10 protein-coding genes are annotated in these 14,554 nt (G+C 69.6%); 5 read left to right on the top strand and 5 right to left on the bottom strand.

Going from position 1 to position 14,554, the window contains the following annotated elements; translation table 11 throughout:
- The first annotated feature begins 163 nt into the window (after positions 1–163).
- Positions 164–595: an RDD family protein gene (locus ABD169_RS10720; protein ID WP_046453826.1), complete on the top strand. Its 432-nt coding sequence runs from the start codon at positions 164–166 to the stop codon at positions 593–595.
- Positions 596–794: 199 nt separating this feature from the next.
- Here ABD169_RS10720 and ABD169_RS10715 read toward each other — a convergent pair whose 3' ends face one another.
- From ABD169_RS10715 to lpdA, 3 genes are all read right to left on the bottom strand, one after another.
- Positions 795–1,496, bottom strand: a complete 702-nt coding sequence (locus ABD169_RS10715) for a DUF4191 domain-containing protein (protein ID WP_046453827.1) — start codon at positions 1,494–1,496, stop codon at positions 795–797.
- 900 nt (positions 1,497–2,396) lie between these two features.
- Positions 2,397–4,145, bottom strand: a complete 1,749-nt coding sequence (sucB, locus tag ABD169_RS10710; protein ID WP_344032118.1) for a 2-oxoglutarate dehydrogenase, E2 component, dihydrolipoamide succinyltransferase — start codon at positions 4,143–4,145, stop codon at positions 2,397–2,399.
- 39 nt (positions 4,146–4,184) lie between these two features.
- The gene (gene lpdA, locus ABD169_RS10705; protein ID WP_046455088.1) at positions 4,185–5,558 is read right to left on the bottom strand and encodes a dihydrolipoyl dehydrogenase; all 1,374 of its coding nucleotides are present in this window, start codon (positions 5,556–5,558) and stop codon (positions 4,185–4,187) included.
- Between the two features lie 175 nt (positions 5,559–5,733).
- Here lpdA and ABD169_RS10700 point away from each other — a divergent pair, with 175 nt between their 5' ends.
- Complete coding sequence (locus tag ABD169_RS10700; RefSeq protein ID WP_046455087.1) at positions 5,734–6,690, top strand: proteasome assembly chaperone family protein; 957 nt, start codon at positions 5,734–5,736, stop codon at positions 6,688–6,690.
- 225 nt (positions 6,691–6,915) lie between these two features.
- Positions 6,916–8,223: an RNA polymerase sigma factor gene (locus ABD169_RS10695; protein ID WP_344032115.1), complete on the top strand. Its 1,308-nt coding sequence runs from the start codon at positions 6,916–6,918 to the stop codon at positions 8,221–8,223.
- A gap of 86 nt (positions 8,224–8,309) precedes the next feature.
- Here the strand turns inward: ABD169_RS10695 and ABD169_RS10690 are convergent, their stop codons facing one another.
- Positions 8,310–8,531, bottom strand: a complete 222-nt coding sequence (locus tag ABD169_RS10690; protein ID WP_046455085.1) for a DUF7455 domain-containing protein — start codon at positions 8,529–8,531, stop codon at positions 8,310–8,312.
- 223 nt (positions 8,532–8,754) lie between these two features.
- On the opposite strand from ABD169_RS10690, the gene ABD169_RS10685 reads away from it, so the two are divergent.
- Positions 8,755–10,848 (top strand): DNA gyrase/topoisomerase IV subunit B, encoded by a 2,094-nt coding sequence (locus ABD169_RS10685; RefSeq protein WP_046455084.1) that lies wholly within the window; start codon positions 8,755–8,757, stop codon positions 10,846–10,848.
- A 300-nt stretch (positions 10,849–11,148) separates the two neighbouring features.
- Positions 11,149–12,042: an EamA family transporter gene (locus ABD169_RS10680; protein ID WP_344032113.1), complete on the top strand. Its 894-nt coding sequence runs from the start codon at positions 11,149–11,151 to the stop codon at positions 12,040–12,042.
- Positions 12,043–12,049: 7 nt separating this feature from the next.
- Here ABD169_RS10680 and ABD169_RS10675 read toward each other — a convergent pair whose 3' ends face one another.
- Positions 12,050–14,500, bottom strand: coding sequence for a DNA gyrase/topoisomerase IV subunit A (locus ABD169_RS10675; RefSeq protein WP_344032111.1), 2,451 nt, complete (start codon positions 14,498–14,500; stop codon positions 12,050–12,052).
- Positions 14,501–14,554 lie beyond the last annotated feature (54 nt).

Raw genomic sequence — 14,554 nt, 5'->3', positions numbered from 1 at the left:
GCTGCTCCTCAGAGTCGTGGCGGGCCGACGCCGTGCGGTCGGTCCGCGCTTCGCACGCGCGTTCTGCACCGTGCTCCCTCCACTTTAGAAGAGCATCGTTTCCGAAACATGTGTCCAATGTTTCCTGCGTGTTACGGTTCGGCGGCTCGATAGACTGGATCCCATGCCCGCTCCCACCGCCCCGCAACGTTTCGGCGACCTCGAACCGAGCAAGTGGCCGGGGGAGCGTCTCGGCCTTCCCGCCGAGGGGCAGCGCTCCGTCGGACGCATCGGTCGGCGCTTCGCCGCGATCGCCATCGATTGGGCCATCGCGACGCTGATCTCGCTGCTCTTCCCGCAGGGGCCCGCGACCTCCTTCATCACGCTCGGCATCTTCGGGCTCATGCAGATCCTGTTCATCCCCACCATCGGCGGGTCGATCGGGCACCGGATCATGGGGCTCCGCGTCGTACCGCTGACGGGCGGCTGGATCGGCGCATGGCGCCCGGTCGTGCGCACCGTCCTGCTGCTCCTCGTCATCCCCGTGCTCGTGTGGGATTCGGACCAGCGCGGCTTCCACGACAAGATCGCCGGAACGGTGCTCATCCGGGCGTAGCGGGTCATCCTGCTCCGCCCTGCGCCTCGGCGTGCGCGGTGGTGTCTCCGATTCCAAAGGAGATCCGGCGTCAGAAGGACGAATCCCGGCGGTCTCTCCTATTGAAGGCGGATCTCCTTCTGAACACCGGGCACCGTGCCCCGAATACGCGAATGGCGGCCCCGACCGAAGTCGGAGCCGCCATGCGAGAAGCGGTGGATCAGCGCGGACGCTGCGCGCGCACCTTGTTCGGATCGATGCCCTTCGGGATGCCGACGGGAGTGCCCTGCAGCGAGGAGAGGCGGTTGAACACGGCCTGCACCTCGTTGCGACGCAGGGTCGGCTTGATCTTGGCGAGCGACCGGTTCAGCTTCGACACGGGGATGCCGCCCTCGTCGGTACCGACGTAGAGCTGGGTGATCTTGACGTTGGGAAGCACGCGCTTCACCTTGCGCTCCTCGTCGATGAGGAGGCGCTTGGTGCGCTGAGCGGAGCCCTCGGCGATGAGCACGACGCCGCCGCGACCGATGACGCGATAGATCGCGTCCTGGCTGCGGGTGATCGCGATCGGCACCTCGGATCCACGCCACGAGCGACGCAGTGCGCCCTGCACGACCGCGCCGACCGCACCGGGCTTGCCCTCGATCTGACGGTAGGCGACCGCTTCGGCGCGGCGGCCCAGCACGATCATCGCGATCAGGAGGCCGACCAGGATGCCGGTGAGCGGCCACATGATCCAGCCGAAGATGCTGTTGTTCAGGAGGAACGCGAGCAGCACCGCGACGAGGATCGGCGCGATGAAGCAGAGCAGCATGATGTAGGGCAGGTTGCGATCCTGCACCTTGGTGGTGCGATAGATCTGCACCATCTGCCGGATGCGACCGGGCTCCTTCTTCGCTGGAGTTTTCTGCTCTTTGGCCATACCTCCCAGGATACCGTGCGCGGGCGTGTCCGATTCACCCCTCACAGCGTGCATTCACGGCCGAGTTACGCCCTGGGCGATCCGGGCACGGTGCGAAGCGCTTCGGAGCGTCCCGGCGCGCGGGATGATGAGCGTTCTTCACCGGCAGCGCCGGTCCGATTCCTCAGGAGGCACGCACATGGATCGTCCGTCGTCCCACTCGTCGTTCTCGGTGTTCCCGGAACAGCTGCTCCGCAGGTTTCGCGGCCGCGGGCGCCCTTCCGGCCCGCCGATTCGAGCTGCCGAGACGGCCTGGCGGGTGCTCCGCCTCTGCGCGGTGGCGATCGAGTCCCGAGCGGCGGGGTGGTGCCTCGGGCCGATCGGGCCGGCGGACCTGGAGTTCGTCGGGAGCGAGTGCCGGCGACTTCCGGCACGAGGAGCGCGGGCGCATCGTCGCGCGGTGCGGGCCGGCCTGCAGCACGAACGGGCCGGGCACGGAGCCTACTGCTCCCTGATCGGTATTCCGGAGCAGTCTCTGCGCAGCCTCATCGAGCAGTGGAGTCCGCCGGGGTGCGCCGAGTACCTCGCCGAGGCGGTTTCCGACGCGGTGACCGCGCTGCGGGAGTCGACCCGCACCTCGGGCTGGAGCCGGGCGATGGCGCGCGAAGCGGTCGAGAGCGCGCTCTCCGAGCGGATCAGTATCCGTCCACCGGCTCCGCCTGAAAGGGCGAGGCCGTGATTCCGGCGAAGGCGATGGCCGGGGTTCGGGCGTTGTGGAGCGGGATCGTTCGGGCTGCGCGGACAGCGCGGGAGCCGCGAGACCGCGCCGGAACGACTTCGGGCCGCGGCCTCCGAGGAGTGCCGCGGCCCGAAGCCGGTCATCGCGATGGGATCAGCCGGAGCGGATTTCGCGATGCGGGATCAGATCCCGAGGTTGCCCACGAAGTCGGCTGCCTCGAGGCGCTGCTTCATCTGGGTGAGGAAGCGGGCGGCGTCGGCGCCATCGATGGTGCGGTGATCGTAGGACAGCGCCAGGTAGACCGTCGAGCGGATCGCGATCGCGTCGCCCTCGGGGCCCGAGACCACCGCGGGCTTCTTGACGACCGCGCCGGTGCCGAGGATCGCCGACTGGGGCAGGAACACGAGCGGGGTGTCGAAGAGCGCTCCGCGCGAACCGGTGTTGGTCAGCGTGAAGGTGCCGCCCGAGAGCTCGTCCGGCGTCAGCTTGTTGTCGCGGGTACGCGCAGCAAGATCGGCGATGTCGAGAGCGAGCTGGGCGATGTTCTTCTCGCCGGCGTCGCGCACGACCGGGGTCAGCAGACCGCGCTCGGTGTCGACGGCGATGCTGATGTTCTCGTGGTCGGGGTAGACGATGCTGTCACCGTCGACCGTCGAGTTGACGATCGGGTAGGTGCGCAGCGCCTCGGCCGCGGCCAGGGCGAAGAACGGCAGGAAGGAGAGCTTCGCGCCGGTCTTGGCGAGGAACTCGTCCTTCTTGGCCTGGCGCAGCTGCGCCACACGGGTCACATCCACCTCGACCACGGTGGTCAGCTGAGCCGTCGACTGGAGCGAAGCGACCGCACGATCGGCGATCACCTTGCGCAGGCGGCTCATCTTCTGCGTGGTACCGCGCAGCGGGGACACCTCGGCGACCGGAGCCTGAACCGCGGGTGCGGCCTGCGCGGCGGGTGCCGCGGCAGCAGGCTTCGCAGCGGCGAGCACGTCCTCCTTGCGGATGCGTCCGCCCACGCCGGTGCCCGCGATCGTCGCGAGGTCGACACCGTGCTGGTGCGCGAGCTTGCGGACGATGGGGGTGACGTAGCCGGCCGCGGCGGGGTCAACCGCGGGTGCGGCCGGTGCTGCGGGAGCCGCCGGAGCCGGAGCTGCCGCCGGAGCGGCTGCGGGAGCGGGAGCGGCTGCGGGAGCGGGAGCCGCTGCGGGAGCGGGAGCCGCTGCGGGAGCGGGTGCCGCTGCGGGAGCGGGTGCGGGTGCGGCCGGAGCAGCAGCCGGAGCCGGTGCAGCCGCGGGAGCGGCCGGGGCCGCCGCGCCGGAGCCGATGCGCGCGAGCGCGCCGCCGACCTCCACGGTCTCGTCCTCCTGCACCAGGATCGCCTGCAGCACACCGGCCACGGGCGACGGGACCTCGGTGTCGACCTTGTCGGTGGAGACCTCGAGCAGCGGCTCGTCGACCTCGACCGAATCGCCGACGCTCTTCAGCCAGCGGGTCACGGTGCCCTCGGTGATGCTCTCGCCGAGCGAGGGGAGCACGACCTCCTGGCCATCGGCGGGCGCGGTGGGGGTCGAAGGAACCGCGACGTGCTCAGGGGCCGCCACGGGCTCGGCCGGAGCGGCGGGCGCCGCCACGGGCTCCGGAGCTGCGGGCGCCGCGACGGGCTCGGCCGCCGGGGCGGCCGGAGCCGCAGCGGAACCGCTCCCGTCTCCGATGCGTGCGAGCACCGCGCCGACCTCGGCCGTCTCGTCCTCCTGCACGAGGATCTCCTCGAGCACCCCCGCGATGGGGGAGGGGACCTCGGTGTCGACCTTGTCGGTGGACACCTCCAGCAGCGGCTCGTCGACTGCGACGGTGTCACCGACGTTCTTCAGCCAGCGGGTCACCGTCCCCTCGGTGACGCTCTCGCCCAGTGCGGGGAGGACGACCGATTCACTCATGACGTTGTCTCCGTTTCGTTCGTAATTCTCGTGCCGCGCTCAGATGGCGTGCAGCGGCTTGCCGGCGAGCTTCAGCATGGTCTCGCCGATGGTCTCGTTCTGCGTGGGGTGGCCGTGGATGAAGGGAGCGACATCCTCGGGGTAGGCCTCCCAGTTCACGATCAGCTGGGCCTCGCCGACGAGTTCGCCGACACGGGCGCCGATCATGTGCACGCCGACCACGGGGCCGTCGTTCACCCGGACCGCCTTGACGGTGCCGGCGGTGCCGAGGATCGAGCTCTTGGCGTTCCCGGCCAGGTTGTACTCGTACGCGGTGACGTTGTCGTCGCCGTACTGCTCCTTGGCCTTCGCCTCGGTGAGGCCGACCGATGCGATCTCGGGATCGCAGTAGGTGACCTTGGGGATGTTGACGTCCTGGACCACGACGGGGTTGAGACCCGCGATCTCCTCCGCGACGAAGATGCCCTGCTGGTAGCCGCGGTGCGCGAGCTGCAGGCCGGGCACGATGTCGCCGACGGCGTAGACGCCGGGCACGTTCGTCGCGAGACGCTCGTCGGTCAGGACGAAGCCGCGATCCATCGAGATGCCGACCTCTTCGTAGCCGATGCCCTGCGTGACGGGACCGCGGCCGACCGCGACCAGCAGGTAGTCGGCGGGGATGGTCGTGCCGTCCTCGAGGGTGACGGTGACGCCGTTCGCGTCCTGGGTGACGCCCTGGAAGCGGACGCCGAGCTTGAAATCGATGCCGCGCTTGCGGAATGCGCGCTCGAGCTGCTTCGAGACCGACTCCTCCTCGTTGGGAACGAGGTGGGGCAGGCCTTCCACGATGGTGACGTCGGCGCCGAACGAGCGCCAGACGCTCGCGAACTCGACGCCGATCACGCCGCCGCCGAGGATGACGACGCGCTTCGGGACCTCGGTGAGCTCGAGCGCCTGCTCGCTGGTGATCACACGGCCCGAGATCTCGAGGCCGGGGAGGCTCCGCGAGTAGGAGCCGGTCGCGAGCACGACGTTCTTGCCGATGATGCGGTCGGCGCCCACCTGCACGGTGTTCGCGGCGACCAGACGGCCCTCGCCCTCGATGACGGTGATGCCGTTGGCCTTGAGCAGGCCCTGCAGGCCCTTGTGCTTTCCGGCGACCAGGTTGGTGCGGAACTTCGTCACGCCGGCCATATCGATGCCGGCGACGCTCGACAGCACGCCGTACGCCTCGCCCTCGCGCGCCACATCGGCGATCTCGGCGGAGTGCAGCAGCGCCTTGGTCGGGACGCAGCCGCGATGGAGGCAGGTGCCGCCCAGCTTGTCCTTCTCGATGACTGCGGCGGTGAAGCCGAGCTGTCTCGCTCGGATGGCTGCAGCGTACCCGGCGCTGCCGCCTCCGAGAACGACGATGTCAAACTGCTGATCGGCCAAGTGGGATCTCCCTCGGGTCGCATTCGAAAGAGCGGGCCGACGCGTGATCGGTCCACGGCTCACCAGCCTACTACTCCTCCGTGCCCACCAGGCCATTCGGTGACGCCCGGGGACGTTCGCTCTGGGCATGCGCTCGGCCCGCCCGTCGCGGGGGCCCGCTCCGTAGGATGGAGCCGTGACCGATTCGATCTTCTCCGCAGAGTACGCAGAGCGCCGCGCGACCGTCCCCAAGGGCCTCCCGCTCCTGGTCGCCCTGCGCGGCATCAGCGACGCCGGGGGCGTGGTCGCGCAGCTCGAGGAGTACCTCTGGGAGCGCACCGAGCCGCAGGAGATCGTGCGCTTCGACGCCGACCTGCTGCTCGACTACCGCGCGCGCCGACCGGTCATCACCTTCGTCGAGGACCACCTGGTCGACTACGCGCCCGAGGAGCTCTCGCTCGCGCTCGCGCACGACGAGCTCGGCGCACCGTTCCTGCTGCTCAGCGGCTACGAGCCCGACTTCCGTTGGGAGCAGTTCATCGACGCCGTGCTCATGCTGGTGCACGAGTTCGAGGTCTCGACCACGGTCTGGACGCACGCGATCCCCATGCCCGTGCCTCACACCCGCCCGATCCGAGCCACCGTGAGCGGCAGCCGCGACGACCTGATCGAGGCGCGATCCGTCTGGAAGCCGACGACCAAGCTCGCCGCCTCGGCCGGCCACGTGCTCGAATACCGACTGCACTCGCTCGGCGAGGACGTCGTCGGATTCGCCTTCCTGGTACCGCACTACCTCGCGAACACCGAGAACCCCGACGTGCTGCTCGCCGCGCTCGACGGGATCATGGCCGCCAGCGGGCTGATCCTGCCGACCGACGAGGTCCGCGAGGCGGCCCGTGCGTTCAACATCCAGGTCGACACGCAGATCGCCGAGAACGAGGAGTCGACCGAGATGGTGCGGAACCTCGAGGTGCGCTACGACGAGTACATGGAGGATCAGACCACCCGCTCGCCGCTCGTGAGCGAGGACGGATCCCTCCCGACCGCGGACCAGCTCGCGAGCGAGCTGGAGCGGTTCCTGCGCGAGCAGCGGGATCCCGGAACCGGCGGAGCCCCGGGAGGCGGCGCTCCGGGAGGCCCCGGCCTCGTCTGAGCGGTCCCCGACACGGCGCGATGATTTCGCTGGGCGCTGAACTCGATCGGAATGGTCAGGAACCTGCCCGCGCGCGTGCAATAATTGCAGCACAGCCCATTCAATCCGGCTCTCGCGCGTGCGCGGGAATACGCCGGGCTTGACATGGGTTTTCACGCTGTGTGCATGTTTTGCGAAAATCGCACGATTCGCACACGGAGGATCTCGACACAGAGAGGCGGCTGCGTGGCCACTGCACCCACCACCAAGACTCGTGCCACTTCGGCTGAGGACGCGACCGAGACGGAAGCGCCGAAGAGCGCTGCCAAGAAGGCCGCGACCACGAAGGCGAGCGCGACCAAGAAGGCCGCTACGACGAAGGCTCCTGCCGAGAAGTCGACGGCCGCTGCCAAGACCGCTGCTGCGAAGAAGCCCGCGGCGAAGAAGCCGGCGACGCGCAAGCGCGCCCCGAAGGAGCCGGATCCCGTCGCGGAGGCCGCTCTCGCCCCCGACACCGACGAGGTCGTCTCCACCGACACCGCGGCGATCCCGGTCGTCCCGGCCGTGCAGCTGCCGACCGGCGCGATCCGGATCAAGGACTCCGACGATGAGGACGTGCCGACGGTCACGACCGCGATCCCCGGCGCCACCGCCGACCCGGTCAAGGACTACCTGAAGCAGATCGGCAAGGTCGCACTGCTGAACGCGGCCGAAGAGGTCGAGCTCGCGATGCGCATCGAGGCCGGTCTGTTCGCCGAGGAGAAGCTGGCGACCGAGAAGGGCCTGCCCAAGAAGCTCGAGCGCGAGCTGAAGTGGGTCGCACGCGACGGTCAGCGCGCGAAGAGCCACCTGCTCGGCGCCAACCTCCGCCTCGTCGTCTCGCTCGCGAAGCGCTACACCGGTCGCGGCATGCAGTTCCTGGATCTGATCCAGGAGGGCAACCTCGGCCTGATCCGTGCGGTCGAGAAGTTCGACTACACCAAGGGCTTCAAGTTCTCGACCTACGCCACCTGGTGGATCCGTCAGGCGATCACGCGAGCCATGGCCGACCAGGCGCGCACCATCCGCATCCCGGTGCACATGGTCGAGGTCATCAACAAGCTCGCCCGCGTGCAGCGCCAGATGCTGCAGGACCTGGGCCGCGAGCCCACTCCCGAGGAGCTGAGCCGCGAACTCGACATGACCCCCGAGAAGGTCGTCGAGGTGCAGAAGTACGGTCGCGAGCCCATCTCGCTGCACACCCCGCTCGGCGAGGACGGCGACAGCGAGTTCGGCGACCTCATCGAGGACACCGAGGCGGTCGTTCCGGCCGACGCGGTCGGCTTCACGATGCTGCAGCAGCAGCTCGAGCAGCTGCTCGATTCGCTCTCGGAGCGCGAGGCCGGCGTGATCCGCATGCGCTTCGGCCTGGGCGACGGCATGCCGAAGACCCTCGACCAGATCGGCGACACCTTCGGTGTGACGCGCGAGCGCATTCGCCAGATCGAGTCGAAGACCATGGCGAAGCTGCGCCACCCCTCGCGGTCGCAGCAGCTGCGCGACTACCTCGAGTAGGCCGCCAGACACGAGAAAAGCCCCGGCTCCGGCCGGGGCTTTTCCGTTGTCCGCCGATCCTCGCGGATGGCGGTCCGTGCGAACCGCTACGCGTTCAGGCGCGCGGTCTCGTCGTGCCAGACCTCGGCGATCGGGCGGAGCTTCTCCTCGTGCTTGCGGGCGTGATGCGCGCAGAACAGCAGCTCGCTGCCGTTCAGCATCGCGCGCACGTACGCCTGGGCGCCGCAGCTGTCGCAGCGGTCGAGCGCGTCGAGGGGACGATCCGCCCGGGCCTGGGCCTCGGTGCGATCCTGCTCGAGTGTCGTCATGGCTACCTCCCGTACGTGTTTGGTGCTCCCATCAAAGCACGCGAACCCCGGGAATCGGCCCGATTCGGTGACCGTTTCGCTGACCGCGTAGCCCGCGGGCGCCGCTGCAGCGTTCAGCGGCCGTTCAACGGCTCGTTTTCGGCACGCGCCGGGGGATCGGCGCCCCGGTGTCGGAGGTCTCGCCTACAGTAGATCCGTCCCCAGAGAAAGAGGTGCCGCAACCGTGGCCGAGTCGAGCTATTCCGCCCGCCATCTCACCGTGCTCGAAGGGCTCGAGGCCGTTCGCAAACGGCCGGGCATGTACATCGGCACGACCGATTCGCGCGGCCTCATGCACTGCCTCTGGGAGATCATCGACAACTCCGTCGACGAGGCCCTGGCCGGCCACGGCTCCGAGATCGGGGTCGTGCTGCACGCCGACGGCAGCGTGACGGTGAACGACCGTGGGCGTGGCGTACCCGTCGACATCGAGCCCCGCAGCGGGCTCACCGGCGTCGAGCTCGTCTACACGAAGCTGCACGCCGGCGGAAAGTTCGGCGGCGGCGGCTACGCCAGTTCCGGCGGCCTGCACGGCGTGGGCGCCTCCGTGGTCAACGCTCTCTCGTCCCGGCTCGACGTCGAGGTCGATCGCGACGGCAAGACTTGGGCGATGTCGTTCCGGCACGGCGAGCCGGGCATCTTCGACGGCGACAGCCCGTCGAGCCCGTTCACTCCGTTCGAGGACGCCTCGGAACTGCGCGTCGTCGGCAAGGTGAAGAAGGGCGTCACCGGCACCCGCGTGCGGTACTGGGCCGACCCGCAGATCTTCCTGAAGGAGGCGCGGTTCGAATCCGACGCCCTCGTGGCGCGCGCCCGGCAGACCGCGTTCCTGGTCCCCGGCCTCGGCATCGAGATCCGCGACGAGCGCGCCGAGGGTCTCGATGAATCGGGTGCGCCGCAGGTGCACCGCTTCGCCTACGACGGCGGTATCTCCGAGTTCGTCGACTTCCTCGCGGTCGACGCGGCGCTGACCGAGACCTGGCGGGTCACCGACTCCGGCACGTTCACCGAGACGGTACCGGTCATGGACGAGGCGAGCGGTGCGCTGGTCTCGCGCGAGGTGGAGCGCACCTGCGAGGTCGACGTCGCGCTGCGCTGGGGCACGGGCTACGACACCGAGATCCAGACCTTCGTGAACATCATCTCGACACCCAAGGGCGGCACGCACCTGGCCGGCTTCGAGCAGGGTCTCGTGCGGTTCTTCCGCAAGCAGATCGAGCAGAACGCGCGCAAGCTCAAGGCCGGCTCCGACAAGCCCGAGAAGGACGACATCCTCACCGGCCTCACCGCCGTGGTCACGGTCCGAGTGCCCGAACCTCAGTTCGAAGGGCAGACGAAGGAGGTGCTCGGCACGGCCGCCGTGCGCCAGATCGTCACGCGCGCGATGACGAAGGGCCTCGAGGAGCGCTTCGCCTCCACCCGACGGCAGGACAAGGCCGAGACGGGCACCCTGCTCGAGAAGATGGTCTCGGAGATGAAGTCCCGCATCTCGCTGCGCGCGCAGCGGGACACTGCGCGTCGCAAGTCCTCGCTCGAGAGCTCCTCGCTGCCGGCCAAGCTCATCGACTGCCGATCACGCGACATCGCCGACACCGAGCTCTTCATCGTCGAGGGCGACAGCGCGCTGGGCACGGCGCGCCCCGCTCGCGACAGCGAGTACCAGGCGCTGCTGCCCATCCGCGGCAAGATCCTCAACGTGCAGAAAGCCTCCGTGGCCGAGATGCTCAACAACGTCGAGTGCGGATCGATCATCAAGGTCATCGGGGCCGGCTCCGGTCGCGACTTCGACATCGATTCCGCCCGGTACGGCAAGGTGATCCTCATGAGCGACGCCGATGTCGACGGCGCGCACATCCGCACCCTGCTCCTCACCCTCTTCTTCCGCTACATGCGTCCGATGCTCGAAGCCGGTCGCGTCTACGCCGCCGTGCCGCCGCTGCATCGCGTCGTGGTGCAGAACGCCGGGCGCAAGCCGAACGACGTGATCTACACCTACAGCGAGAAGGAGCTGCAGACCCTGCTCTCCGATCTGCGCCGTCGGGGCAAGAAGTACCAGGAGCCGATCCAGCGGTACAAGGGCCTGGGCGAGATGGACGCGGATCAGCTGGCCGAGACGACCATGGATCGCGCGCACCGCACGCTGCGGCGTGTTCGGGTCGAGGACGCGCACTCGGCCGCGCAGGTGTTCGAGCTGCTCATGGGCAACGACGTCGCGCCGCGCAAGGAGTTCCTCGTCGAGAACGCCGACGACCTCGATCGCGAGCGCATCGACGCCTGATCCGCGGCCGCGTCGCCAGTCCCGGAGCCACCGTACCGCCGGTCCCGGAGCCACCGTACCGCCGGTCCCGGAGCCACCGTACCGCCGGTCCCGGAGCACCCTGCCGACTGATCCGACCCGGGATCCCGGCGATGCGCGCGCTGCTAGGCTGATCCCGACAGCACCTAGGGTTCCGAGGCCGCGCGCCTGCCTGGTCCGAGCGGTGCCACGCCGGGATCCGGATCTCGGCGTCATCTGAACGGACAAAAGCCTGGAGGAACCGAACCCGACGCACCAGCGCGCCGGGTGGAAGGTTCCGTCGTGTCCGCTTTCGCTATCGCCCTCGTCCTCTCGGCCGCCGTCTGCCACGCCGCCTGGAACATCGTCTCGCACGGATCCAGCGGCTCCGGCCTACCCTTCCTCTGGTGGGGCGCGGTCATCGCGAGCGGCCTCTGGGCGTTCGTCATCCCGTTCACGGGCGGCCTGCAGGGCGCGGACCCCTGGGCCTTCCTCGTCGGCGCAGCCGGTTCGGGAGTGCTCCACATCGGCTACATGCTCGCGCTGCAGCGCGGGTACGCCGCGGGGGACCTGACCACCGTGTACGCGACGGCCCGAGGCAGCGGACCCGTGCTCACCGGCGTATTCGCCCTGCTCGTGCTGGGGGAGCGTCCGGGCCCGCTCGCGCTCGTCGGCGCATTGGTGGTGGTGCTCGGCGTGATCGCGGTCGGCGTGATCGGCCGTCCGCGCACTGCGCTGCGCACCGGCCCGGCTCGGCGGCGCGGGATCCCGCCCGAGATCGTCTGGGGCGTGCTCACGGGTGTGGCGATCGCGGGCTACACGGTGTGGGACGCGATCTCGATGAACCGAGCGGGGCTGCCCGCCGTCGCCTACTTCGTCGGCTTCACCGTGACCGAGGTGCTGGGCTTCAGCGTGATGCTGCTGCTCGGACGGCGCGAGCGGCCGTCGCTCGGCTCGGTGATCCGGAGCCAGTGGGGTCGCCTGCTCGTCTTCGGAGTACTCTCGCCGCTGTCGTACATTCTCGTGCTCACCGCGACGAAGATCGCACCGATCGCGCTCATCGCCCCGATGCGGGAGGTGAGCGTGATCCTGGTCAGTCTCTACAGCGTCTGGCGGTTCAAGCAGGACCGCGCGGTGCTGCGCATCGGCGCGGCCGGCGTGGTGGTCGCCGGGATCGCGCTGATCGGGCTGTCCTGACGCGCGCCTAGGGCGCCGTGCCGACGAACGCGGCTGCGCCGTCGAGCGGGAGGCCCGAGCCGTCGCGCTTGCCGAGAGCGTCCGGCAGTTTGCGTGCCGCGCCGTCGGCGGCCAGTGCGCGGGGTTCGCCCGTGCCGACCCAGGCGCAGGCGATCTGATCCTCCCACTTGAGGAAGCGCTGCGCGCGGACGCCGCCGGTGCCGCGCCCCTTCGCGGGGAACTCGGCCCAGTCGGAGATCTTGGCGGTGCCCACGTCGGTCCCCGGGAGGGTCAGCGAGCTGTCGGCGATCGTGACGACCCGCGCATCGACCCCGGGCTCGACCGCGCCCGCGAACACGACCTTGGCGTCGGCGCCGAGGCGGATGCCGGCCATGCCGCCGGCCGGGCGGCCCTGCGGGCGCACCGCGGAGGCGGGGAAGCGCAGCAGCTGCGCGTCGGATGCCACGACGGCGAACTCGGAATCGTCGGGGGCCGGGAACGCAGCGATGAGCTCGTCGCCCGCCTTGAGACCGATGACCTCGAAGTCGGGCTTGGCCGGAAGCTCGGTGAGGACGACGCGCTTCACGGTGCCCTGAGCGGTGAAGAGCCCGATGGGCAGCTCGGTGTCGAGCGGCACGACGCCGACGACGCGGAGCTTCTTGTCGGTGACGCCGATGTAGTCCGTCAGCTTGACCCCGGCCGAGAATGCGATGGAGGCTGCGGGGACGAGCGGCAGATCGACCGGGGTGAACCGGTGCAGCGTTCCGTCGCTGAGCACCGCGCCGAGTTCGCCGCGCACGGTGGAATCGACGCGTACGAGCACCGCGCCGTGCTTGGTGGCGCGCGACGTGCTGCGCACCGTGTCGAGCGCCTCGGGGTCGCGGTCGACGCGCAGGGCGCGGCCGGTGACCGAGAGCAGGACCGTGCAGGGGGTGTCGGCGACCTGGAGCGCAGCGGCACCCGCTGCGGCTCGGGTCGGCCGGGCGACGGCACCGGTGAGGACCGTGCGTCGTGGGGTGCCGTAGGCCTCGGCCGCCGCGTCCATCTCGTTCGCGACGACGGCGTGCAGGCGTTCGGGGCTGCTCAGGATCTCGAGCAGCTGCTCGATCTCGGACTGGAGCTGGTCGCGTTCCGCCTCGAGCTCGACGCGCGAGAACTTGGTCAGGCGACGCAGGCGCAGCTCGAGGATGTACTCGGCCTGCGCCTCGGACAGGTCGAAGACCTGCATGAGGCGCCCGCGCGCGGTCTCGGCGTCGTCGCTGGTGCGGATGAGCTGGATGACCTCGTCGATGTCGAGGATCGCGATGAGCAGGCCCTCGACGAGGTGGAGGCGCTCGCGCCGCTTGCGCAGCCGGAACTCGGAGCGGCGCTTGACGACCGAGACGCGGTGGTCGAGGAATACGCGCAGCATCTCGCGCAGACCGAGGGTCTGCGGCTGCCCGCCGACGAGCGCGACCGAGTTGATGCTGAACGAGTCTTCGAGCGGCGTGTAGCGGTAGAGCTGCTCGAGCACGGCCTCGGGGGAGAACCCGGTCTTGAGCGTGATGACGAGGCGAAGCCCGTTCTTGCGGTCGGTGAAGTCCTGCACGTCGGAGATGCCCGAGAGCTTCTTGGACTCGACGCCCTGCTTGATCTTCTCGATGACGCGCTCGGGCCCGACGAGGTAGGGGAGCTCGGTCACGATGAGGCCGGTGCGGCGCGCCGTGAGCTGCTCGACGGAGACCTTGGCACGGGTGCGGAACGCGCCGCGGCCCGTGCGATAGGCGTCCTTGACGCCGTCGAGACCTACGATGATGCCGCCGCCGGGCAGGTCGGGGCCCGGCACGAACTCCATGAGCTCGTCGACGGTCGCCGAGGGGTTGAACAGCAGGTGCTTCGCTCCCTCGACGACCTCGAGGAGGTTGTGGGGGGCGAGGTTGGTCGCCATGCCGACGGCGATGCCGCTCGCACCGTTGACCAGCAGGTTCGGCACCGCGGCGGGCAGCACCTCCGGCTGCATGATCTGGTTGTCGTAGTTCGGGACGAAGTCGACCACGTCCTCGTCGAGCGACTCGGTCATGGCGAGGGCGGCGCCCGCGAGTCGGGCCTCCGTGTACCGGGAGGCGGCCGGGCCGTCGTCGAGCGAGCCGAAGTTGCCGTGCCCGTCGACCAGCGGCAGGCGCATCGCGAAGTTCTGCGCCATGCGCACGAGCGCGTCGTAGATGGAGGAATCGCCGTGGGGGTGCAGCTTGCCCATGACCTCGCCGACCACGCGGGCCGACTTGACGTGACCCTTCTCGGGGCGGAGCCCCATGTCGGTCATCATGAACAGGATGCGCCGCTGTACGGGCTTCATACCGTCGCGGGCGTCGGGGAGCGCGCGGGAGTAGATCACCGAGTAGGCGTACTCGAGGAACGAGGCCTCCATCTCGTTCGAGATGTCGATGTCCTCGATCCGTTCGACGCCGGATGCCGCGTCTGCTGGGGTCGTGTCGCTCACGGGGCCGATCACGTGCCTTTCGGTCTTCGGGGCGCACGATGGGCGTCGCGCAGC

It is taken from the genome of Leucobacter iarius, from assembly GCF_039530105.1.
GTDB classification, from domain to species: Bacteria; Actinomycetota; Actinomycetes; order Actinomycetales; family Microbacteriaceae; genus Leucobacter; species Leucobacter iarius.
The sequence above is the reverse complement of the archived record's forward strand: the minus strand, read 5'-3'. Positions and strand labels throughout refer to the sequence as shown.